Origin of the sequence: Ruminococcus sp. AF20-12LB, from assembly GCF_003478985.1 — a bacterium.
Classification (GTDB): Bacteria; Bacillota; Clostridia; order Lachnospirales; family Lachnospiraceae; genus Blautia_A.
In genome coordinates this window covers 240,624-264,419 of sequence record NZ_QUGH01000003.1, presented here as the reverse complement: position 1 = coordinate 264,419, position 23,796 = coordinate 240,624, and the positions used below count along the sequence as shown (strand labels likewise).

General features: G+C 46.5%; 21 protein-coding genes. 13 read left to right on the top strand and 8 right to left on the bottom strand.

The features are described 5' to 3' along the window. Positions 1 to 260: 260 nt before the first annotated feature. The 8 genes from DWX61_RS05650 to DWX61_RS05620 all read left to right on the top strand — a co-directional run bounded on the left by DWX61_RS05650 (position 261) and on the right by DWX61_RS05620 (position 9,610). Positions 261 to 2,915 (top strand): valine--tRNA ligase, encoded by a 2,655-nt coding sequence (locus DWX61_RS05650; RefSeq protein WP_118624287.1) that lies wholly within the window; start codon positions 261 to 263, stop codon positions 2,913 to 2,915. 15 nt (positions 2,916 to 2,930) lie between these two features. Next, the gene (locus DWX61_RS05645) at positions 2,931 to 5,042 is read left to right on the top strand and encodes an LTA synthase family protein (protein ID WP_118624211.1); all 2,112 of its coding nucleotides are present in this window, start codon (positions 2,931 to 2,933) and stop codon (positions 5,040 to 5,042) included. Between the two features lie 171 nt (positions 5,043 to 5,213). Next, entirely contained in the window at positions 5,214 to 6,512 is a 1,299-nt protein-coding gene (locus DWX61_RS05640; RefSeq protein WP_118624209.1) for a bifunctional folylpolyglutamate synthase/dihydrofolate synthase, read from the top strand. Further along, a complete protein-coding gene (locus DWX61_RS18895; RefSeq protein ID WP_021977044.1) occupies positions 6,509 to 6,661 on the top strand; it encodes a hypothetical protein in 153 nt (50 codons plus the stop codon). Before DWX61_RS05640 ends, DWX61_RS18895 begins: the two co-directional genes overlap by 4 nt. Before the next feature lie 10 nt (positions 6,662 to 6,671). Beyond that, positions 6,672 to 7,991 carry a hypothetical protein gene (locus tag DWX61_RS05635; protein ID WP_118624207.1) on the top strand — a complete coding sequence of 440 codons (1,320 nt, stop codon included), beginning with the start codon at positions 6,672 to 6,674 and terminating at the stop codon, positions 7,989 to 7,991. Between the two features lie 125 nt (positions 7,992 to 8,116). Beyond that, positions 8,117 to 8,476 carry an STAS domain-containing protein gene (locus tag DWX61_RS05630; RefSeq protein ID WP_118624205.1) on the top strand — a complete coding sequence of 120 codons (360 nt, stop codon included), beginning with the start codon at positions 8,117 to 8,119 and terminating at the stop codon, positions 8,474 to 8,476. Continuing rightward, entirely contained in the window at positions 8,460 to 8,885 is a 426-nt protein-coding gene (gene spoIIAB, locus DWX61_RS05625; protein WP_015526893.1) for an anti-sigma F factor, read from the top strand. The genes DWX61_RS05630 and spoIIAB overlap by 17 nt, the downstream gene beginning before the upstream one ends. 2 nt (positions 8,886 to 8,887) lie before the next feature. Next, on the top strand, positions 8,888 to 9,610 hold the full coding sequence (locus tag DWX61_RS05620; protein ID WP_118624203.1) for a SigF/SigG family RNA polymerase sporulation sigma factor: 723 nt from the start codon (positions 8,888 to 8,890) through the stop codon (positions 9,608 to 9,610). Positions 9,611 to 9,672: 62 nt separating this feature from the next. On the opposite strand, the gene DWX61_RS05615 is transcribed toward DWX61_RS05620, so the two are convergent. Together DWX61_RS05615 and DWX61_RS05610 are read right to left on the bottom strand one after the other, a co-directional pair. Continuing rightward, positions 9,673 to 10,170: a QueT transporter family protein gene (locus tag DWX61_RS05615; protein WP_015526895.1), complete on the bottom strand. Its 498-nt coding sequence runs from the start codon at positions 10,168 to 10,170 to the stop codon at positions 9,673 to 9,675. A gap of 169 nt (positions 10,171 to 10,339) precedes the next feature. Continuing rightward, the gene (locus tag DWX61_RS05610; RefSeq protein WP_118624201.1) at positions 10,340 to 12,871 is read right to left on the bottom strand and encodes a leucine-rich repeat domain-containing protein; all 2,532 of its coding nucleotides are present in this window, start codon (positions 12,869 to 12,871) and stop codon (positions 10,340 to 10,342) included. 333 nt (positions 12,872 to 13,204) lie between these two features. On the opposite strand from DWX61_RS05610, the gene rfbD reads away from it, so the two are divergent. Both rfbD and DWX61_RS05600 read left to right on the top strand, forming a co-directional pair. Further along, a complete protein-coding gene (rfbD, locus tag DWX61_RS05605; protein ID WP_118071093.1) occupies positions 13,205 to 14,056 on the top strand; it encodes a dTDP-4-dehydrorhamnose reductase in 852 nt (283 codons plus the stop codon). Between the two features lies 1 nt (position 14,057). Then, on the top strand, positions 14,058 to 15,356 hold the full coding sequence (locus DWX61_RS05600) for a dicarboxylate/amino acid:cation symporter (RefSeq protein WP_118512996.1): 1,299 nt from the start codon (positions 14,058 to 14,060) through the stop codon (positions 15,354 to 15,356). Positions 15,357 to 15,476: 120 nt separating this feature from the next. Here the strand turns inward: DWX61_RS05600 and DWX61_RS05595 are convergent, their stop codons facing one another. Further along, the gene (locus DWX61_RS05595; protein ID WP_118512997.1) at positions 15,477 to 16,394 is read right to left on the bottom strand and encodes a LysR family transcriptional regulator; all 918 of its coding nucleotides are present in this window, start codon (positions 16,392 to 16,394) and stop codon (positions 15,477 to 15,479) included. Between the two features lie 227 nt (positions 16,395 to 16,621). On the opposite strand from DWX61_RS05595, the gene DWX61_RS05590 reads away from it, so the two are divergent. Together DWX61_RS05590 and DWX61_RS05585 are read left to right on the top strand one after the other, a co-directional pair. Then, the gene (locus tag DWX61_RS05590) at positions 16,622 to 17,545 is read left to right on the top strand and encodes a ferredoxin-like domain-containing protein (RefSeq protein ID WP_118512998.1); all 924 of its coding nucleotides are present in this window, start codon (positions 16,622 to 16,624) and stop codon (positions 17,543 to 17,545) included. Between the two features lie 208 nt (positions 17,546 to 17,753). Further along, positions 17,754 to 19,724: a sodium-translocating pyrophosphatase gene (locus DWX61_RS05585; protein ID WP_021650753.1), complete on the top strand. Its 1,971-nt coding sequence runs from the start codon at positions 17,754 to 17,756 to the stop codon at positions 19,722 to 19,724. 121 nt (positions 19,725 to 19,845) lie between these two features. Here the strand turns inward: DWX61_RS05585 and DWX61_RS05580 are convergent, their stop codons facing one another. The 5 genes from DWX61_RS05580 to DWX61_RS05560 are packed head-to-tail and all read right to left on the bottom strand — an operon-like array spanning position 19,846 to position 22,825. Then, entirely contained in the window at positions 19,846 to 20,472 is a 627-nt protein-coding gene (locus DWX61_RS05580; RefSeq protein ID WP_118512999.1) for a stage V sporulation protein AA, read from the bottom strand. A 25-nt stretch (positions 20,473 to 20,497) separates the two neighbouring features. After that, on the bottom strand, positions 20,498 to 20,854 hold the full coding sequence (locus DWX61_RS05575) for a SpoVA/SpoVAEb family sporulation membrane protein (RefSeq protein ID WP_118624199.1): 357 nt from the start codon (positions 20,852 to 20,854) through the stop codon (positions 20,498 to 20,500). Between the two features lie 2 nt (positions 20,855 to 20,856). Next, entirely contained in the window at positions 20,857 to 21,912 is a 1,056-nt protein-coding gene (locus DWX61_RS05570) for a stage V sporulation protein AD (protein WP_118624197.1), read from the bottom strand. Further along, complete coding sequence (locus DWX61_RS05565) at positions 21,909 to 22,367, bottom strand: SpoVA/SpoVAEb family sporulation membrane protein (RefSeq protein WP_182433951.1); 459 nt, start codon at positions 22,365 to 22,367, stop codon at positions 21,909 to 21,911. The genes DWX61_RS05570 and DWX61_RS05565 overlap by 4 nt, the downstream gene beginning before the upstream one ends. Positions 22,368 to 22,408: 41 nt before the next feature. Further along, positions 22,409 to 22,825 carry a stage V sporulation protein AB gene (locus DWX61_RS05560; RefSeq protein WP_118513001.1) on the bottom strand — a complete coding sequence of 139 codons (417 nt, stop codon included), beginning with the start codon at positions 22,823 to 22,825 and terminating at the stop codon, positions 22,409 to 22,411. Between the two features lie 191 nt (positions 22,826 to 23,016). Between DWX61_RS05560 and DWX61_RS05555 the strand changes: the two genes are divergently transcribed. Then, on the top strand, positions 23,017 to 23,748 hold the full coding sequence (locus DWX61_RS05555; RefSeq protein WP_118624195.1) for a tRNA threonylcarbamoyladenosine dehydratase: 732 nt from the start codon (positions 23,017 to 23,019) through the stop codon (positions 23,746 to 23,748). Positions 23,749 to 23,796: the final 48 nt, after the last annotated feature.

The window sequence follows — 23,796 nt, the reverse complement described above, 5'->3', positions numbered from 1 at the left end:
AGCTTAGGAGCCGGGAAACTGAAAGCAGAAATGCAGAACAGATGCAGATGTTGCTGTGTAGGTTTTCACGTACCCCGCGTTAAGGGACAAGAGATAGACGGGAATAACAGATGTTTTTTCCGGATAATGAAGGTGGTACCGCGAGAATGATCGCCCTTCGCACATTAGTTATTGGCTTTTGTGTGGAGGGCGTGTTTTTTTCTTGCAGAAAACAGGAGCATTTTAAGGTTCCTATAATCAGAAAGATTCAGGAGGAAAACATGAGCAAAGAACTTGCAAAGACTTATGATCCCAAGGGCATTGAGGATCGTCTGTACAAAAAATGGATGGATAACGGATACTTCCATGCAAAAGTTAATCCGGACAAAAAACCTTTTACAATTGTAATGCCGCCGCCCAATGTAACCGGACAGCTGCATATGGGACATGCACTGGATGAGACCATGCAGGATATCCTGATCCGTTTCAAAAGAATGCAGGGCTATGAGGCTCTCTGGCAGCCGGGAACTGACCATGCAGCCATCGCTACAGAGGTTAAGGTAACAGAGAAGCTTCGTAAGGAAGGGATTGATAAGAACGAGATCGGCCGTGACGAATTTATGAAACATGCCTGGGCATGGAAAGAGGAGTACGGCGGAAAGATCATCAATCAGCTGAAAAAGCTGGGAGCATCTGCAGACTGGGAGCGTGAGCGCTTTACCATGGACGAGGGCTGCTCCAAGGCTGTTCAGGAAGTATTTATCCGTCTTTATGAGAAAGGATATATCTACAAAGGCTCCAGGATCATCAACTGGTGTCCTGTATGCCAGACCTCTATTTCTGATGCAGAGGTTGTGCATGAGGACCAGGACGGATTTTTCTGGCACATCAATTATCCCATCGTAGGAGAGGAAGGACGTTTCGTTGAGATCGCAACCACACGTCCGGAGACACTTCTGGGTGATACTGCAGTTGCAGTAAATCCGGAAGATGAGAGATACAAGGATCTGGTTGGCAAGATGCTGAAGCTGCCTCTTACAGACAGAGAGATCCCGGTAATTACTGATGAGTATGTTGACAAAGAATTCGGAACCGGCTGTGTAAAGATCACACCGGCACATGATCCGAACGACTTTGAGGTTGGACGCCGTCATAACCTTGAGGAGATCAATATCTTAAATGATGATGCAACCATCAACAGCCTTGGCGGAAAATACGCAGGCATGGACCGCTACGAGGCACGTAAGGCCATGGTAGAAGACCTGAAAGAGCAGGGACTTCTTGTAAAGGTTGTTCCGCATAACCACAGTGTTGGTACCCATGACCGCTGCGGTACAACCGTAGAGCCGATGATCAAGCCACAGTGGTTTGTAAAAATGAGCGAAATGGCAAAAGCTGCCATCAAGACTCTGGACGACGGAAACCTTCAGTTTGTTCCGGCACGTTTTGACAAGACATATCTTCACTGGCTGGAGAATATCCGTGACTGGTGTATTTCCCGTCAGCTCTGGTGGGGACACAGAATCCCGGCTTATTACTGTGATGAGTGCGGTGAGATGGTAGTGGCAAGAGAAATGCCTGAGAAATGCCCGAAATGCGGATGCACACATATGCATCAGGATGAGGACACTCTGGATACCTGGTTCAGTTCCGCACTTTGGCCGTTTTCCACACTTGGATGGCCGGACAAGACACCGGAGCTTGAGTACTTCTATCCTACAGATGTTCTGGTAACCGGATATGATATCATCTTCTTCTGGGTTATCCGTATGGTATTCTCCGCACTGGAGCAGACCGGTGAGACACCGTTCCACCATGTTCTGATCCACGGACTGGTACGTGATTCCCAGGGACGTAAGATGAGTAAATCTCTTGGAAACGGTATCGATCCTCTGGAAGTTATCGACAAATACGGCGCAGATGCCCTTCGTCTTACACTGATGACAGGTAACGCACCTGGAAATGATATGCGTTTCTATTGGGAACGTGTAGAATCCAGCCGTAACTTTGCAAATAAGATCTGGAATGCTTCCCGTTTCATTATGATGAACCTGGAGGGCAAGACAGTAACAGAGCCGGGAGACCTGAACGCACTGTGCAACGAGGATAAATGGATCCTTTCCAGACTGAACACAGTGATTCGTGATGTTACTGAGAATATGGATAAATATGAGCTTGGAATTGCCGTACAGAAGGTCTATGATTTCCTGTGGGATGAGCTCTGTGACTGGTATATCGAGATGGCAAAGGTAAGACTGTGGAAGGCAGAGGAAAACCCGGCAGCAGCAAACGATGCACTGTGGACACTTCGCACTGCGCTGACACAGGGACTGAAGCTTCTTCATCCGTTCATGCCGTTTATCACAGAGGAGATCTACTGCACACTGCTTCCGGATGAAGAGTCCATCATGATCTCTGACTGGCCGGTATACAGAGACGAGATGAATTTTGCAGATGCTGAGAAAGCAGTTTCAAGCTTCCAGGAGGTTGTACGTGGAATCCGTAATACCAGAAACGAGATGAACGTACCGCAGAACAGAAAGACCAATATCTACATCGTAGGCAAAGATGCAGAGTGCTGTGCCCATTTTGAGTCCTGCAAGAAGTCCTTTACAAACCTTGCGTTTGCAAAAGAGATCCACGTACAGCAGGATAAGAACGGAATCGGTGAGGATGCGGTATCCATCGTTGTGGCAGACGGTGTGGTATATCTGCCGCTGGAGGATCTGATCGACCGTGAAAAAGAGATCGAACGTCTTACAAAGGAGCAGGAGCGTCTGGGCAAAGAGATCGCACGATGCGAGGGAATGTTAAACAATCCGAACTTTGTAAACAAAGCGCCTGCAGCCAAGGTTGAGGCGGAGAAGGAGAAACTTGAGAAATACAAAGAGATGAAAGAGAAAGTGAACCTGCAGTTGAAACAGATGGTGAAATAACGAAGGAGCGTTTTCATGAAGTGGTGTAACTTTTTCAATAAGATTTCGCTGATACTTCAGGCTCTGGGCTGTGCAGTCCTGTACTTTGTGATCGAGGCCATATGCAGGCACTCGTTCACAGAGGCGTGGACCTACATGACCACAAGGCCACTTGTATTTGCTTATAATGCGGCGTTTATCTTTACGACGATGCTGATTGTTTATCTCTTCCGAAAGAGAATTTTCTGGCGTATATTTGTGGGCAGCTTATGGCTGTTTCTGGGAATAGTAAACGGTGTGCTTCTTCTCAACCGTGTCACACCGTTTACAGGACCGGATGTGAAGAATCTGACAGATGGACTCAGTATTGCAAAAAAATATCTGACCCGTACCCAGATGACCATAGGTGCAGTTCTTCTGGGGATTGCAGTTCTGATTCTTCTGATCATCCTGATAAGATCGCCGAAGTACAGAGGCAAGCTGAAATATAAGGTAAATATTCCGCTGGTCCTGGTCGGGGTTCTTGCATTTGGAGGAATCACACAGCTTGCTCTGGAAAAAAGAGTTCTTTCCAATTATTTTGGAAACATTGCCATAGCTTATGAGGATTACGGATATCCCTACTGTCTGGCAACGACGATCTTTAATACCGGAATCAGTGCTCCGAGAGACTATTCCGAGAGTGAGATCAAAAGGATCGAGAAGTCGGAAGAAAATCTTCCGGAAACGAAAGAAGGCAGTCATCCGAATATTCTGTTTTTGCAGCTGGAGTCCTTTTTTGATCCTACGCTGGTAAATTATCTGGAACTGTCAGAAGATCCTATTCCGAATTTCAGAAAGCTGATGAAGGAGTATTCCTCCGGATATTATAAGGTACCTTCCGTAGGAGCCGGAACCGCAAATACCGAGTTTGAGTCCATTACCGGAATGAGCCTTCATTATTTTGGACCAGGAGAGTATCCTTACAAGAGTATCCTTAAGGAAACTACCTGTGAGAGCGCACCGTATGTTCTGAAGAATCTGGGCTATACTGCTCATGCAGTACATAACAATGAGGCGAATTTCTACGGAAGAAGAAGCATTTTTCCGAATCTGGGATTTGATACCTTCACTTCGGCAGAGTACATGAAGGATGAAAACCAGAAGAACCCGTTGGGCTGGACAAAGGACAGTGTCCTCACCGATGAGATCGTCAAGTGTCTGGATTCCACAGAAGGACCTGATTATGTATATACTATTTCCGTGCAGGGACATGGAGATTATCCTTCAGAACCGGTACTGGAAAATCCGGAGATCACAGTTTCCGGGGCACCTACTGACGAGCTGAACAATAAGTGGGAGTATTATGTAAATCAGATCCACGAGATGGATAATTTTGTCAAGGAGCTTACTGATAAGCTGGAAGATTATCCGGAGGATGTGGTGCTTGTCATGTATGGAGATCACCTTCCGACTATGGGACTGACCGTGGAGGATGTGGAGAATAAATATCTGTTCCAGACAGAGTATGTGATGTGGGACAATTTCGGACTTAAGAAAAAGAAAGAAAATCTTGCGGCATACCAGATGGCAGCAGAGGTTATGGATCGTGTAGGTATCCATGAGGGAAATGTTTTCAAGTATCACCAGGCAAGAAGAAACACCAAAAATTATCAGGTGGATCTGGAGACCCTGCAGTACGATCTTCTCTACGGAAAACAGTATACATATGACGGAGAGAATCCTTTTGAGCGGACAAAGATGCGTATGGGAATCTATGATACCACACTGGATTCGATTCAGGTTGTGTCTGAGATGGATCACACCTATTATATCCAGGGAACAAACTTTACGCCATCCAGCCAGGTCAAGATCAACGGAGAATGGTACGATACGGTTTACGTGAATCCTACCAAGCTGATCATTACCGGAAAGGAACTGGATGATTTTGACCGGCTCTCGGTAGTGCAGCGAAGCAACAGTTCCACCAGAAAGGCCATGACAAAGAGCCATGACCGGGCAGTTTATGCACTGCTTGCTGACAGCAAGTGGAAGCTTGACAGTGAAAAGAGCAGTTCTGATACAGGGCTAACGGAGGAAACGGATATAGCGTTAGAAACGGGATCCACAGAAGATTCCGGTGAAGAAAACAGTACAGACAACCAGTAAATGGCATAGAAAAAATACTCCGATACAAAAAATGTCGGATAAAATATTACGATTAGGACTGGACATCTTCCACCACTATTATATAATGGTATCGTAACGAACAGGAGGGGAGAAGCTTTTCTCCCCAAAAGTTCTTTACGAATACATTATAGATAAGTGATGGTTTTTTTTATGAATTACGAAGAAGCAGTTGCGTATATTGAAGATATACCGAGATTTACTACTAAGAACAGCCTGGACCATACCAGAGAATGCTTAAGAAGACTTGGAAATCCGCAGGAGAAATTCCGTGTGATCCATGTGGCAGGAACCAACGGAAAGGGAAGTACCTGTGCTTTTATCACATCGGTCCTTCGGGAAGCAGGATATTCCTGCGGACTTTTTACATCTCCTCATCTGGTGGAGATCAACGAGCGTTTTCAGATCAACGAGGAAGTGATCGATGACGATACCTTCCTTCGTGCTTTTGAAAAAGTTAAAAAGCTTTCCGATGAGCTGGTTGCGGAGGGAAGCTATCATCCCACCTATTTCGAGACACTCCTTCTGATGGGAATGGTGATCTTTGCAGAAGCTGGCGTAGATTATGTAACACTGGAGACCGGTCTTGGCGGACGTCTGGATGCAACCACTGCTGTGGAGAATCCGGCAGCCTGTGTGATCACATCCATCAGCCTCGATCATATGCAGTATCTTGGAAATACAGTTTCCGAGATCGCAGGAGAGAAGGCAGGGATCATGGTGCCGGGTGTTCCGGTGATCTACGATGGAAATGATCCGGATGCGGCCGGAGTGATGCGTGAGCATGCAGAGAAACTGGGATGTCCATATTATGAGCTGAAACGGGAAGATACAGAAATCCATAAGATCACAAAGGACGGAATCAGGTTTTCTCTTAAGGACGAGATATATGGCGATACCGTTTTTGATATACCGTTTATCGCTCGTTATCAGGTTATGAATGCAGCTCTTGCGGTGAAAACCATTCAGGTACTGAAAGATCAGATCCCGGTATCTCTGGAGGCGCTGAAGGCCGGTATGGCAAAAACACGCTGGCAGGGAAGGATGGAAACGGTTCTTCCGGGTGTGATCGTGGATGGCGCACATAACGAAGACGGTGTCGAGAAGTTTGTAGAGACAGCAGAACATTTCCAGAAGGAATTTCCTCTTACTCTGCTGTTTTCCGCAGTGGATGACAAGGACTATACGGATATGATCCGCACGATCTGTACCAGGATCCGTTTCCGACATGTGATCGTCACACAGGTAGGCGGATACCGTAAAGTTCCGGTGGAAGAACTTGCGGAGATCTTCCGTGAAGACGGAGTACCGGAAGTGGAAGCAATAGAGGATGTTCCAGCAGCTTTTGAACGGGCAGTAAAGGAAAAAGGCGAGGATGGAATGCTGTTCTGTGTAGGATCCCTTTATCTGGTCGGTGAGATCAAGGCTGTGATCAGGAGGAAAAAATTATGATCGATTACGAAGAGGAACTGAAGAAATTTGAACCATGTCTGGATGTGGCAGATGTAGAAGGTGCCATTTATGACCGGGAGATCACAGATATCATGGATGTACTCCAGGAGATGCTGCGTGAGGTCAAGAGCAACAGACGTGTAAGATAAGGAGAAGTGAATGAACTGCATAAACTGTGGAGCGTTCCTGACAGATACAGATCTGGATTATTGTCCGCACTGTGGAGCCAATGTACTGATTCAGAAGAAGGTGGATTACCTTTCCAAGCTTTATTATAACCAGGGGCTGGAAAAAGCCAGCATCCGGGATCTGTCCGGGGCGATCAGCTGTCTGAAGCAGAGTCTTGCCTATGACAAACGGAATATCCGTGCAAGAAATCTTCTTGGTCTTGTATATTTTGAGACCGGTGAGGTGGTTGCCGCACTGAGTGAGTGGGTCATCAGCAAGAATATCCAGAAGAACCGAAATCTGGCTTCAGAATATATTGCCAGGCTTCAGGCAAATCAGAACAAACTGGAAACGATCAACGAAAGCATCAAGAAATATAACAATGCCCTCGCCATGTGCAGGGAAGGCCATGAGGATATGGCGGCCATCCGCCTGAAAAAGATCCTGTCCCAGAATCCCAAGCTGATCAAGGGGTATCATCTTCTTGCTCTGATCCAGATGAAGAATCAGGAGTGGAATAAGGCAAGAAGAACCCTGAAAAAAGCAGCCAGGATCGACAAGACCAATACCACCACACTTCGTTTCCTGCGTGAAGTTGACGAGCAGACGGGTGTTACCACAAAGATGGAAAAACGGCGTAAGGGCTTGTTTGGAAATGAAAAAAATGAGAACGATAATATTTCAGGAGAAATCGTTGTAAGGCCGTCATCTTATAAAGAAAGATCAAAGATATCACTTTTCTTTACCACGGTACTTGGATTTGCGGCAGGAGCGGCAGCATTCTGGCTCCTTGTACTGCCGGCTGTGAAACAGGATATTTACAGGCAGGCCAATCAGCAGATCATACAGTACAGTGATTCTCTTTCCAGCCAGAGCGTGGAGCTTACCAAAGCTCAGGGAGAAGCTGCCCAGTCCAGTGATACGGCAGATGCAGTTGCCAGGCAGGCAGAGGAAGAGAAGAAACGCAGTCAGAGCTATGAGGCTTTGTTTAATGCATATACTGCCATGCAGCAGGATGATCTGGATACAGCGGCGCTGGAACTCCAGAAGGTATATGTGGATACACTGTCAGATTCTGCAAAGGGAATCTATAATACCATCAGCGGAAAGACCGGTGTAAGCGGGAGCGAGAGCGGATCTTCTGACGGAACGTCCGGTGATGACAGCAGCACAGATGGAACAGCTGGAGTTGATGCCGCAGCTTCGGATGGAGAAGATACACAGAGCTCTGACGGAGATACCGGAGAAGACAGCAGCTACAGTGACGGAGGATATGGGGATTCCTCTTACGATGGAGGCTATACAGAATAAAAAAGATCATAACTCATACAGAGGAGAAACCTCGGATAAGGGGAATGTGCGTTGGCACATTCCTCTTTTTTTACCCTTTGGTCATTAAAAATGGAATAAAAAATCAAAAATGGGGGAATGATAGAATGACATCAGGTTTTGAAAAATCCGGAACCGTGCTGACTGTACATCTTCCGGCGGAACTGGATCATCCGGCTTCTGATGAGATTCGGAGAGATTCAGACCGTATTATTGGACATAACTATATAAAAAATATGATTTTTGATTTCTCAGAGACCGTTTTTATGGACAGCTCCGGGATCGGTCTGCTGATGGGTAGGTACCGGGCACTTGGCATGAGGGGGAAATGTGTGCAGGTTATCAATGTGAACAGTCATATTGCAAAGATTCTGCGGTTATCCGGAGTGGGAAAATATATTGAAATCTGTGGAATTGAAAAATCGGCAGGTGAACAGGAGGGTGTTTATGATGGAAAACACAAATGAAATGACGATCATTTTTGACAGCAGACCGGTAAATGAAGCACTGGCAAGAGTTGCTGTGGCTTCATTCTGTACACAGCTGAATCCTACGCTGGAGGAAATTTCGGATCTGAAGACCGCAGTATCGGAGGCAGTGACCAATTGTATCATACACGGGTATGAAGGGGAGATACATAAGATCCGGGTAGAATGTCGTCTCCGGGGGCAGGAACTTCAGGTAGATGTGACAGATCACGGAGCCGGGATCCCGGATATCAAAAAAGCCATGGAGCCTCTGTTTACCACAAAGGCGGATAAAGACCGCTCCGGTATGGGGTTTACATTCATGGAGGCGTTTATGGATGAGCTTCAGGTGGAATCGGAGGTTGGCCGTGGAACTACAGTGCACATGAAAAAGATCATCAGGAGGTAACTATGGATCGTACTCTTGTCCTCATCGGGCGTGCACACCAGGGGGATAAAGCGGCAAGGGATCTTTTGTTTGAGGAAAATACAGGACTGATATACAGTGTGGCAAAGCGTTTTCTGGGACGTGGGGTGGAGATGGAGGATCTGTTCCAGATCGGCAGCATCGGACTTCTGAAAGCAGTGGATAAGTTTGACATGTCCTATGATGTGAAATTTTCTACCTATGCAGTTCCCATGATCATCGGAGAGATCAAACGTTATCTCAGGGACGACGGGATACTGAAGGTAAGCCGTTCTCTGAAGGAAAATCATTACAGGATCTATCAGGTGAGAGAAGCACTGACGCGCCGGCTGGAGCGGGAACCTACGACGGAGGAAATGGCAGCGGAAATGGGAATTTCCATAGAAGAACTGATAATGACTATGGAATCCGGTGCAGAGGTGGAATCTCTTCACAAAACGATCTATCAGGGTGAGGGAACGGAGATTTCTCTGATGGACAAGCTCCCGGAAAAAGAAAATCGGCAGGAAAAAGCACTGGACAGGATTTTTCTGGAAGAAATACTGGGAACTCTGGAGGCAAAGGAACGGAGGCTGATCTATATGCGGTATTTTCAGAACATGACCCAGATGGAGATTGCTCATGAGCTTGGCGTATCCCAGGTACAGGTATCCAGAATGGAAAAGAGGATCCTGCGCAGTCTGCAGGAATCCGCAGAGAAAAAATAAAAGGGAGCCATGAGAAATGCTGCTGTTTTCTCATGGCTCCTTTTTGTGGGTAGCAGATTTAGTCAGACTGCTGCTTTTTTATGAAAAAGTACATTTTTGTATTTGGAAAGTGCCCCAAGAAGGATCATACCGATCACACCGGCTGAGATAAATTCGCCGGCTCCTACTGTGAGCATCATAAACGGGATAGGAAGGTTAATGCCATATCCGTAACGAAGCACAAGAGGAACGATCACAATGTTGGAAACGATCGGCGGGATCGGGGCTGTCCATTTGCCTGTATTGCGAAGCTTGTAGGTAAAGAATGCACCGATAAGTGTGGCAATGCTTCCGAAAATGATGTCAACCGGAATCGCACCGCCAAGAAGATTGGCGATGATACATCCCACGAACAGTCCCGGTATGGCAGCCGGTGTGAAGAACGGAAGTACAGTCAGTGCCTCGGAAAACCGGATCTGAACTTCACCGAAGCTAAGTGGCGCGAATACCAGTGTCAGGACAACATATACAGCTGCTATGGCAGCTCCCTGTACCAGAAAATGAGTACCTTTGTTTTTCATGTTTTTTATTCTCCTTTAGTTTTGTTTTACGAGTGGAAGGTCACGAACACTCGGCACATTTATAGGCGGTGACCGCCTTGTAAGCCCTGTACGACCTTGGTTTTTGCGGGCTTTTGCAGCGGAATTGAGTATAGCATAAGGGGCGTGGAAATGCAAGGTACGATCCTGACTATTTGATAACCCTGGCCTGTGTGGACAGACCCTGGCTCTGAAACAGCTTTTTGTAAGAGGAAAGCCTGCTTGCCGGAACTTTTACGGTCAGTTTTTTGTAATTATTCTGACCTGCTCTTGTGAAGATATATTTACCTGAGCTTTTGGAAGTAAGACGTCCTGTCTGTATGGTGACAGAGGTAAGGGCCTTACAGTCACAGAAAGCTTTCGTGCCGATCACAGAAACTCGGGAACCGATTTTTACAGTACGAAGACTTGTGCATCCCTGGAAGGCTCCGGCACCTATGCTTGTGATATTTCCTGAAATCGTTACCTGTTTCAGGTTTTTACAGTTTTTGAAGGCATTGGCTGCAATGGCTGTGACTTTGTAGGTTTTTCCGTTAGCTTTGACAGTGGCCGGAATCTTTGCAGTGACAGTATTGCGTGAACGCGGTCCCTTCAGTGCTACGGAAGTCCCGGTGGCGTTGACTGTGTAGATATTATAAGCATCCTGGAATGTTTTTGCAGTCTGTGGCTTTGGTGTGGCAGCAGGAGTGATCTGGAAATTTAAGGTGATGGTTCCGTAGAAATGGTTATCGCCGATGATCTTCAGAGTAGCGGTTCCTGCTTTTTTATTGTTCTGGTATGTCACATGATAATCATTGATGCCAGAGAGCTTTGCTTTTCCAAGAGTTACGGTTGGAACGGGCTTTATGTCAGAGCCTGTATAAGTATATGTTTTTTTGATCCCTGTTACAGCTGCACCGGAAATATTGCATGCGTAGCTGATATTGTTTTTCTTGGCATATGTAACTGCGTAAGAGCCGTACGGAGCATGGATCTTGCAAAAATATGCATGAGAACTGTCAGACCAGTAATAGCCGCACCACACAGCATCCGTTCCAATGCTTTTAACGGTATCAGGTATGTTGATCCTGGATAGCTTGTCACAGTAGGCGAAAGCTTCTTTTCCGATCTTTGTGACCCCTTTCTGGATGTCCACCTCTTTCAGCTCAGGAAGATAAACAAAGGCCCTTTCGGAAATACTTGTGATTCCGGGTTTTATTATGACTTTTCTGATCTGGTTTTTGATAGCTTTCCAGGAGGAATCGCTGGAGAAGGAAAACCAGCCGTTTGTTGAAGAGACCGGGTACCTGTTGTTTTCCTCTGTGGAAATAGAAAGTGGTCCGTAGCCGGAGATCGTAAGGATACCATTTTTGAAATTCCAGGTTGCGTTGTCACCTGCGATATGGTAAGTTTTTTTGTCAGCTTTTCCGTTGTCGGAATTAATGGAATAAAAGTTCAGGGTGTTGGAGTTTGAAGCATAATAAACGACCTTGGAATCCTTTACCACAGGCTGACAGTCAGAAATCGGAGCAGCTGTTGTAAACTCTTTGCTGAGGCTCTTTCCTTTTCCGTCCACAAAAAGATAATGAAGGGTGCTGGAAGAGAGCGGATCGTTAGTGGAAGAGCTTTTCCTGTCATCGTCGGAAACGTATTCCTCCCAGGAAATCATAAAACGGTTGTCATTTATTTTGGTGATCTTTACGCCCGCAAAGCTTTTTCCTCCGCCTGTAAAGTTGGTAAGCTTCCTGGTAGCGGTTGCTTTTTCGGAAAAGTCAGATATTGGTGTGACGGACAGATAAAGATTATGAGGCGTGTTTTCAGATACCTTATCATATTTGGACTGATCGATGGAAGTGCCGACGCATAATACACTGTCAGAGGAAACAGCCATGCCGTCAACGCTTGCGTAGCAGGCCAGTGCCCACACAGAAGTACGTGAGCCTCCGTATGGCAAAAGTTCTATGGTGGTGCAGTCAAGTGTATTGCTGTCATATCTGGAAAGCTTTGTACATCGTGAACCCTCACTCTGCTCCAGTACGTAGAGATAAGAACCATGTGATTTGATATACTGTGCAAAGGAATGCCACAGATCGCAGGAAACGATCTTTCCTTTCATGGTTGCCTGGTCGATCTCAGCCATAAGGAAGCCCTGATGTCCCCGACCGACAGAGGAATCCACATATCCTTCGTGACCGGTAACAACATAGAGCCTGCCGTTGCTTTCTGTCATTTCCACACAGCCATAGTCAAAGGGCGTGCGGACCTCACCGCCAAAAAGCTCAGGGTTACTGGTAATTGCTGCCGCACCGGTTCGTTTCCAGTTTGTATCGTAGCGGATGACGCGGATAACCTCAGCGGAATCGTTTTCCTTGTTGTTTGTCTGGCCTTCTACCAGATAATATCCGTCAGATTCGGCATAAAAGCCACCCCACAGCGGAAGCTCCATGTTGATCTTGCGTTTGCTTCTGATCTTCAGATCATTATCATAGTATTCAACGCCGATAGAATTTTTCTGGTGGAAGACCCTCATGTATCCGCCGGAAACAGGAACAAGGTCAGAGGTACGGCGTAACCTGACATTGAGATTGTCCTGTGCGGTTGGCGTAAGAGAGCCTGCCCGGGCTGTCTGCGGAAACAGGATCAGACAGAAGCAAAGACAGCAGAACAGAAATAGCAGAGATGTTAATTTTTTTAGCTTTTTCATAAGTTTCTCCTTTGTATGTGTTTTTAGATGATCTTCTGTTTAGATTATAATTCATAGGACAGAATTTACAATACAAAATCGGGAGTTATGTAACTACCGGTTCTCAGGATTTCTGTAAATTCTGTTCACAAAAAACATCTTGAGGAAATACTGCCGGTGGGCAGTAACATCAGCAGCAGGAACCTTATGGAAACAGGGGCTTTTTTCTTGACAGTTTTTTGTGATATTGATAAAATATATTACAGTATATAGGTTAAAGGGGCATTGGTTTTGATCTAAATCGATGTCTCTTTATTTTATGTATCACACATATTACACCAGGGAGGTAGAAAGATGTTAAAAGTATGGATCGCAGGTGCCAACGGACAGATCGGACGGGCACTGAATGATGTTCTGGATCCAATGCAGATCGAGACTCTGAACACAGATCTTGATGAGCTGGATATCACAGACACAGATGAAGTGATCAACTTCGGTTCCATTAACCGTCCGGATGTGATCATCAACTGCACCGGTATCACAGATACCGATGAGTGTGAGAAGAATCCGGAACATGCATACCGTGTCAACGCACTGGGAGCAAGAAACTTAAGCATCGTGGCAAGAAAATGCGGGGCAAAGATCGTCCAGCTTTCCACAGATGATGTTTTCGACGGAAAGAGCAAAAAACCGTATACAGAGTTTGACGATACCAATCCGCTGACTGTTTACGGCCGTTCCAAGAGAGCCGGAGAGAACTATGTAAAAGAGTTTACACACAAACATTTCATTATCCGAAGCAACTGGGTATACGGAAAAGGCGGAAACAATTTTGTAAACCGTGTGCTGGAGACAGCAGAAAAAGGCCAGGCACTTTCCGTTGCTTCTGATCAGTTCGGATCACCGACCAGTGCCAAGGATCTGGCAAGAATGATCCTGTATCTTATCGATACCAACGAATATGGAACTTATCACGTAACCTGCAGCGGTGTATGCAACCGCTATGAGTTTGCAACAGAGATCCTTCGCCTTGCAGGAAAGGAGATCGAACTGAGATCCGTGCCGACAGAGCAGTCAGATCTTTCTTCTGTCAGACCGCCTTATGCCGTCCTTGATAATTTTATCCTCCGTATTATTGAAGTGTACGACATGCCGGACTGGAAAGCATCATTGAAAGAATATATGGATGAAAGAACGGAGGACTAGGATGAAAGAAAAAAATATAAAAGAGAAAACACAGCAGAAAAAGAAAATGGGTCTTACCACGAAGATCTTTGTGGCGCTGATCGCAGGTGCGATACTGGGAATCATTCTCTGTTACCTGGTTCCTGACAGCAGCTTCAAGAAAGATGTGATCGTGGAGGGAATCCTTTATGTGATCGGACAGGGATTTATCCGTCTGATGAAAATGCTGGTTGTACCGCTGGTATTCTGTTCCCTTGTCTGCGGAAGTATGTCCATCGGTGATACCAAGAAGCTTGGAACCGTAGGTGTGAGAACACTGGTATTTTATCTGGCGACTACAGCTCTGGCTGTTTCTGTTGCTCTGACTGTGGGTAATCTGATCAATCCGGGTGTGGGACTCGATATGAGCTCTATTCAGTCCTCCGCTTCCTCGGTGGAGACTATGGAGGCTACCTCTCTTACAGATACTATCCTGAATATCATCCCGGACAATCCGATCAATTCCCTGGCAAGCGGAACCATGCTTCAGGTTATCGTATTTGCCCTGATCGTGGGTGTGATCCTTGCGAAAATGGGAGAGCGTGCAGAGACAGTGGCAAACTTTTTCAGCCAGTTCAATGACATCATGATGGAGATGACCATGATGATCATGGCACTTGCACCGATCGGTGTATTCTGTCTCATCAGCAGAACCTTTGCAAACATCGGTTTCAGCGCGTTTATCCCGCTGGCAAAATATATGATCGGTGTTCTCCTTGCACTGGCGATCCAGTGCTTCGGCGTATACCAGATTCTGCTGAAGATATTCACAGGACTGAATCCAATAAAATTCATCAAGAAATTTTTCCCGGTTATGGCATTTGCATTCTCAACAGCTACATCCAATGCCACAATCCCGATGTCCATTGATACTCTGTCCAAGAAAGTGGGTGTTTCCAAGAAGATTTCTTCATTTACCATTCCTCTTGGAGCTACCATCAATATGGACGGTACCTCTATCATGCAGGGTGTTGCCGTAGTATTTGCGGCACAGGCCTTCGGTATCCACTTAAGTCCGATGGATTATGTGACAGTTATCGGAACTGCAACCCTTGCTTCCGTAGGAACTGCCGGTGTACCAAGTGTTGGTCTTGTTACCCTGACCATGGTATTTAACTCTGTAGGACTTCCGGTTGAGGCAATTGGTCTGATCATGGGTATTGACCGTATCCTGGATATGACCAGAACAGCGGTTAACATTACCGGTGATGCAGTCTGCACAACCATCGTTGCACACCAGAACGGTGCGCTGGATAAAAAAGTGTTCAACGAATCAAACTAAATATCCGGTTCAGAAAAAGATCCGACCCTGTCGGGTGAGAAAAAAAACGAAAAACGGCCGTACATATCGTAAGAACGATATGTACGGCCGTTTTTTAACTGAATCAGGTAAGTCCCCTGCCTATTCCTGTTCCAGAACCCCCATGACAGAGGGCAGTTCCAGCTGCTGATAGGTGTGAAGGATCTTTTCCAGCTCAAAGATGGCAGGGGTAAGAAACTTATTCTTGTGATAGACCAGCTTGAATTTCCGGTTCCATTCCCCTGCTTCGTTGCAGAAGACCCGGACTGAACGGTGACGGATCTCATGAGGCATAAGACGGATGGACATAACAGATAGCATCTGGTTATACAGCACTGCGTTCAGCAGTGCCTGCGGACTGTTGGCTTCCCAGGCAGTTCGGATCTTCAGGTCATGGCGAAGGGTGTAATCCTCAAAAAGCTGTCTGGTACCGCTTCCATATTCCCGGACTGCAAATTTCTGGTTGTTCAGCTCCTGGACATGGATGCGTCCTCTGCGGTAAAACGGGTGCTTTTTTCCGGCGGCAAGAACCAGACAGTCGTCGATGATGGGAAGAACGACAAGATCCGGAGAATGGATCTCACCTTCTACCACGGCAGCGTCCAGCTCAGAACGCAGAAGCTTCTGCTCGATATTTTGCGTGTTGGTGACAAAGGAGTAAACGTCAAGGTCCGGTATTTTTTTCTGCAGATCCAGGATAATGGATGGGGTCAGGCACGTTCCCACAGTGAGGGTGGAGCCCAGCTTCAGAGTGGAAGACTGTCCCTGGTTCTGCATCAGCTCTTCCAGCTGCTGAAACTGGCGGATCATTTCACGGGCATGGGGAAGAAGAAGCTTTCCCCGTTCTGTGAGATAAAGCTTTTTTCCAAGACGTTCAAAGAGAAGGCCGTTATAATGAGCTTCCAGCTCCCGGATGGCCTGACTGACTGTTGGCTGGGAAAGATAAAGATGTTTGGCAGCAGCACTCATGGAGCCCTGTTCCGCAACGGCAACAAAAACAGTGAGATGGCGGATGGTCATGTGGAATCTCCTTTTATTATAAATTGATATATAGGTAAAAACTATCATTTTTATAAAATAATATCATTTTTCAAATACATCTTCAAGTGGTATAGTAGGAGGTACGTGAAAACGATTTCAACAGGTGTTACTGTTCAGGAGTAAACAGTAACTTCAACATTGCAAAATACAGGGCAAAGATACCGTGGGAAAGTATCGGAATGCCAGTGAGACCAGGAGGAGGAAATATGTCAGCATTAACTGTAAGCAAAGAGGAAGAAAAAAGACTGAAGGGTCAGGGATTTTTAAATAACCGGGGAACCGATGAATTTTCCGCACGGGTGATCACCGTAAACGGAAAGGTGACAGCGGCACAGCACAGATGTATGGCGGAAGCAGCGGAGAAATTCGGCAACGGAAATCTTACCTACACGACCAGACTCTCCGTGGAGATCCAGGGAATCCCATATGAAAAGATCGAAGAGTTTCAGGAATTTATTGCGAAGGAAGATCTGGAGACAGGAGGAACAGGAGCAAAGGTCCGGCCTGTAGTATCCTGCAAGGGAACCACCTGCCAGTATGGACTTCTGGATTCCTATGCAATTTCAGAAGAAATTTTCCGAAGATTCTATAAAGGCTACCGTCAGGTTGCGCTGCCGCATAAATTTAAGATCGCAGTAGGCGGATGCCCGAATAACTGTGTGAAACCAAATCTGAATGATGTGGGAATCATCGGACAGAGGATCCCACATTTTGATATTGAAGCCTGCAAAGGCTGTAAGAAATGTGCTATTGAAGCAGCATGTCCGAATAAAGTTGCAAAGGTCGTTGACGGGAAACTGCACATTGATGAGGAGCTTTGCAGACACTGCGGAAGGTGTGTGGGAAAATGTCCGTTCCATTCCATCCCGGATGGTACCTACGGATTCAAGATCTATATCGGCGGACGCTGGGGAAAGAAAATTTCTCATGGAAAGGCCCTGAATCGGATCTTTACGTCAGAGGAAGAGGCACTGGATGTTATTGAGAAGGCAATCCTGCTTTTTAAGGACCAGGGATTAAAGGGAGAACGTTTTGCTGAGACTATAGAACGAATTGGGTTTGAAAATGCAGAAAAACAATTATTGGAAAAAAATCTTCTGGAAAGAAAAATGGAAATTTTGTCCAAATAGAGATATAAAAAAACTACCTATTATATAAGCTGTCTGAAACTGAAAAAATACAAGTAATAATATAAAATTTTTTTATCTCATTTATATAAATTTTTATTATATCATAATACTTACAAAAAACTAAGTGAAAATTCTATTTGAAATATGCAAAATAATGTGATAAAGTATTAACAATACATGAACGGAGGTAAAAAGAGTGGAAAACTACATGTATTTGGTGCCGGTGGCAGCAGTACTGGCACTTCTGTTCGCAGCATACCTTGCAGCAAAGGTCAGCAAACAGGATGCAGGAACAGACAGAATGAAGGAGATCGCAGGTGCGATCGCAGAAGGTGCCCGCGCCTTCTTAACAGCAGAGTACAAGATCCTGGTTATTTTTGTAGCCGTACTTTTTGTACTGATCGGAATCGGAGTTGGAAGCTGGGTAACAGCAATCTGCTTCGTAGTAGGTGCTCTGTTTTCAACAATCGCAGGATACTGCGGTATGACTGTTGCAACAAAGGCTAATGTAAGAACAGCAAATGCAGCAAAAGAGGGAGGAATGAACAAGGCTCTTTCCATTGCATTCTCCGGCGGTGCTGTTATGGGTATGTGTGTTGCAGGTCTTGGCGCACTGGGTGTCAGCGTTGTGTATATCATCACAAAGAACGTTGACGTACTTTCAGGATTCAGCCTTGGTGCTTCTTCCATCGCACTGTTTGCACGTGTTGGTGGTGGAATCTATACAAAGGCAGCTGACGTAGGAGCTGACCTTGTAGGTAAGGTTGAGGCAGGAATCCCGGAGGATGACCCTCGTAACCCGGCTGTTATCGCGGATAACGTAGGTGATAACGTAGGTGATGTTGCCGGTATGGGTGCAGACCTTTTTGAGTCCTATGTAGGATCTCTGGTATCTGCCCTTACACTTGGTGCGGTAGCCGGAGCAGTTTCCGGTGTTCTCTATCCGCTGGCTATTGCAGGCTGTGGACTGATCGCATCCATCATTGCAACATTCTTTGTAAAAGGTGATGATAATTCCAATCCGCAGAAAGCCCTCACAAGAGGAAGCTATGTATCTGCAGCACTTGTTATCATCGTGTCCCTGATCCTCAGCAAGACTCTCTTCGGAGACATGAAAGCAGCCATTGCTGTGATCGCAGGTCTTGTTGTCGGTGTCATCATCGGAAACATTACGGAGTATTACACATCTGCAGATTACAAACCGGTTCAGGGAATCGGCGAGCAGTCTGAGACAGGTGCAGCTACAACTATCATCAGTGGTATCGCAGTAGGTATGAAATCTACAGCATTCCCGATCCTGCTGATCTGTGTTGGAATTTTTGTAGCATATGGTGTGGATGGATTATACGGAATCGCTCTTGCAGCAGTTGGTATGCTTTCCACAACAGGAATCACAGTTGCCGTTGACGCATATGGACCTATCGCTGACAATGCCGGTGGTATTGCAGAGATGTCAGGTCTGGATGAGTCAGTTCGTGAGATCACAGATAAGCTTGACTCTGTAGGTAACACAACAGCAGCTATGGGTAAAGGCTTCGCGATCGGTTCCGCAGCTCTTACAGCACTTGCATTGTTTGTATCTTATGCGAATGCAGTAAATCTGGATGCGATCAATATCCTTGCTCCTCGTGTTACGATCGGTATCTTTATCGGTGGTATGCTTACATTCCTCTTCTCAGCATTCACAATGGAATCCGTTTCCAAGGCTGCTTATAAGATGATCGAGGAAGTAAGACGCCAGTTCCGTGAGAAACCGGGTATCATGAAGGGTACTGAGAAACCGGATTACAAATCATGCGTTGCGATCTCCACAACAGCAGCTCTTCACGAGATGATGCTTCCTGGAATCATGGCGGTCGTTGTTCCGGTTATCGTAGGTGTTGTTCTTGGCGTTGAGGCTCTTGGCGGACTTCTTTCCGGTGCTCTTGTAACAGGTGTACTGATGGCAATCTTCATGTCCAACGCAGGTGGTGCATGGGATAATGCAAAAAAATATATTGAGACAGGTCATCACGGCGGAAAAGGCAGCGAGGCGCACAAAGCAGCCGTTGTCGGCGATACAGTCGGCGATCCGTTCAAAGATACATCAGGACCTTCCATTAACATCCTGATCAAGCTTATGACTATTGTATCACTGGTATTTGCTCCTCTGTTCTTATCCATCGGAGGACTTCTGTAAACATCATTTCAGAAAAACAGTAAACCCATATTATATAAAAAAGCTCTTTGCAGAAATCTGCAGGGAGCTTTTTTGGATGCGACAGACGGCGGATCTGTACGGATATGAGAGTGGGCTCTGGTTATGATTCAGTTTCTGGATTTTCTGTTCGTGCAGCCTGTTCGATCAGTGTCCGGTTTACATCATCCTCATAGGTCCGCATCTGCACCTGCATAGGTGTGGGATCATCGCTTAGCTTCAGATGCCCGAAATGATTAAAGAAGATCAGTACGCCGAGGCCGATCCCGATGGAGTAGGAAATCTCCAGGATGGTAAAGCCGGAGGAACTTTTTCCCGTAACAAGAGTGTAAAACTGGCTAAAAAGGCTGCCCATATCTACGTCATTATTAAAGGTCATAATGGAAAAAGCGGCGCCGAAAAAGGAAACCAGGCATACAAAAAGGATTTTCACATACCGGAAAATTTTCCCTGTGGCAGAGCTGATGCGGTAGGTGATGATAAAATCCGTTTCCCCGATGGGAGAAATATCAATGGAGGGTTCCAGCTTCTGGATCTTTTTCAGAAGATCCGAGACAGACATCACATAGCGTCCGGGCTTTTTCGCATCCAGAACGATCACAGGCATGACCCGCAGACGATTGAGGATTTTGGGGTCACTCATGGAAAGTGCAGCGATATCCTGAAGATATACATGTGGGTTGGTGACTTCAATGTTCTGATCCAGCTGCAGATAAAGAGTATCACTCATGAGAAAAAACTCCTTTCCCGGAATATTATTTCTTCATTTTTGGACGGAAGAAGAGACTGGCCAGATAAGAGAAGATCAGGGCGGAGGAAACTCCGGCAGCACAGGCAGTGAAGCCTCCTGTAAAAAGCCCAAGAATGCCGTATTCTTCAATGGCTTTTTTCATACCCTCCCATAATACATGGCCGAAACCGATCAGCGGGACGGAGGCCCCGGCACCTGCAAAATCCACCAGCGGCCGGTAGATGCCAACGGCACTTAACAGGGCGCCGCTGCATACCAGAAGTACCATCACACGGCCAGGCATCAGCTTTGTCTTGTCCAGAAGGATCTGGATCAAGGCACAGATAAGGCCGCCGAACCAGAATGCGTTAAAGTAGTCCATGCTCATACCTCCATATGCTCGATGACAACTCCGTGGGCAATACCCGGAATACTGTCACCTTCGTTAAAGCTTACTTTGGAAAGAAGCGCTCCTGTTGGTACAAAAAGGATCCGCTTCCATTCTCCGGATACGATCTTCGGAAGGATATAGGAGGCAAGGACTACAGCAGAACAGCCGCAGCCGCTTCCTCCTGCGTGAGTGTCCTGAGAAGGATCATCATAGATCAGGATACCGCAGTCTTTATGAATGGGAGAAAGCCGGATATTTTGTTCCTCCAGAAGATCCAGGAGAATTTTCTGTCCGATGATCCCCAGATCACCAGTAAAGACGGCATCATAATCCGAAGGCGTCCGCCCGAAATCTGAAAAGCTCCGTGCAATGGTGTCACAGGCTGCAGGAGCCATACAGCCTCCCATGTTCATGGGATCCCTGAGACCGTAATCCATCACACGGCCGGCAGTAAGGCCGGTGATAGCAGCACAGCCTTTGCCGGAGCGCAGAGGAGCTTTTTCTCCGGGAGGAGATGTACTTAGGATACAGGCTCCGCTTCCGGTTACTGTCCAGGTGGCAGAAAACGGCCGCTGGTTCCCGTATCCCAGAGGAAAACGAAATTCTTTTTCCGCACTTGCGAAATGGCTGGAGGTGGCACATAAGACCCGTGTGCCGAATCCGGCGGTCAGAGCAAGGGAACCGAGAGACAGCGCTTCTCCTATGGTAGAGCAGGCGCCGTAAAGTCCGTAAAAGGGAATTCCAAGTCCGGCGGAGCCGAAACAGGTGGCTGCTGTCTGAGCGAGAAGATCTCCGGCGAACATCAGATGGATATCTTCGGAACTCAGTTTGGCTTTGCTTATGGCATGAGTGGCAGTTTCTTTCTGCAGCGTGCTTTCCGCAGATTCCCAGGTGTCACAGCCAAACATGGGATCTTCACAGACCAGGTCAAAAAGATCTCCAAGAGGACCGTCCGCCTCTTTCTGACTGACGATGGATGCGGCACTTTCGATATACAGGGGCTGTGAAAAGGCAATGCTGGCTGCGCCAAGTCTGAGATTTTTGCTCATGATATCACCTCCAGGATCTTCAGGATATAATAGATCACACCCAGTCCCCAGGCGCTTAAGATGCCGTAGAGAATCACAGGACCTGCAATAGTAAAAATCTTGCACCCTATGCCGAAAACCTGTCCTTCTGCCCGGAACTCAATGGCGGATGCGGCCACTGAGTTGGCAAACCCGGTAATGGGAACAAGACTTCCAGCACCGCCGAATTTGCCGATTTTGGGATAAATACCAAAGCCTGTGAGAATGACGCTTAAGAGAATGAGAAGGACAGAACACCAGGTTCTGGAATCAGAAGCATCTGCACCGAGAGCCTGCGCTGTGTTGACGATAACCTGTCCGAGAAGACAGATCAGTCCGCCTGTGAGAAAAGCTTTTGCCATATTCAGCGGCAGACTGTGGGTGGGAGTAAGCTGCTTGACATATTGTTCATATTTTTTTTCGTTGATATTTTGCATATGGAAAATCCTTTCGTGAGATGGTAGAGTGACAGTAAGAATTACATCCAACCCATGGCATAATAAAACAGGGAACCCAGGATTTTTCCGGCAGCAATGGAAATTATTACCGGAGAAAGCCCCTGAGAGAGCTTCAGCCGTCTGGCAAAGACGGGAAAGACTTTTGCAATCTCTGCCAGTGCAAGGATCCAGCCGCCCAGGAAAATTCCGAAAAATACTCCGCAGACAGCCAGGAAAAAAGGTCCCAGCGGAATTCTGATCGGAAACAGGGTGACGACGGTTCCGGCAACTGTTCCCAGAAGTGTCAGATCTTCATAAAGAAAAATCTGGTCAGCTGTATGCGTGATACCTGCATAGCGGGGAACAATGGAAAGGCCGATCAGCAGTCCGGAGACACCTCCTGCGACGATGATCCCGGCACAGAAACCGATAAAGCACAGAATCAGCTGTTGAAGCATGGACAGAACCTCCTTGTAGGATTGTATGGGAATAGTATGAGAAAATATAAATTTTTTATGCGAAAATCTTAAAAAACAAGAATATCTGTACATTTACGGACAGAGATAGTATAATAAAAAGGAATATGGACAGCGGCGGACAGGCGCTGTCTTTCTCAATCAAAAGAAAAAACAGTGTCAGGAGGACGGATATGCAGGATGCTTTTTCACGTATGGAATTGCTCGTTGGAAATACAGGTGTAAAAAAACTCAGCAGGGCGAAAATTGCAGTATTCGGTCTTGGCGGAGCCGGATCACAGGTGGCAGAGTCACTTGCGCGCTGTGGTGTGGGGAGTCTGACACTGATCGATCATGAAAAGATCACATTGACGAATATCGGAAGCCAGGTGCTGGCACTTCATTCTACTCTGGGAATGAGCAAGGTAGAGGCGGCCAAGAAGAGAATCCGGGATATTGATGAGAATATTTTGGTGCATACCTACGAAACCTTTTATAATGAGGAGACTGCGGGAATGTTTGAGCTGCGTTCCTTTGATTATATTGTGGATACAATGGGAACACTGTCGTCAAAACTGCTTCTGATCAGCAGAGCAAGGGAAGGACGTGTGCCTGTGATCTCCTGCCTGGACATCGGGGACAAGATAGATCCGTCCAGACTTGAGGTTGCGGATATCAGCAGGACCACAGCATGTCCGGCAGCCAGGATCATAAAAAAAGAACTGCGTAAACAGGGAATACGTAAACTCAAAGTACTGTATTCCAGAGAACAACCGGTAAAAGAAAAGCTTTTCAGACGGAGCAGAACTATGGTGAAGAAGCCTGCCAAAGGAAATATTTCCTTTGTGACAGGGACTGCGGGATATCTGCTGGCGGGAGAAGTTGTGCGGGATATACTGTCAGCCGGAAACGTTTCACACAGCTGACAGCAAATGAGAAATTGAGCGCAGATCACGGACAGATCCAGTTCATGA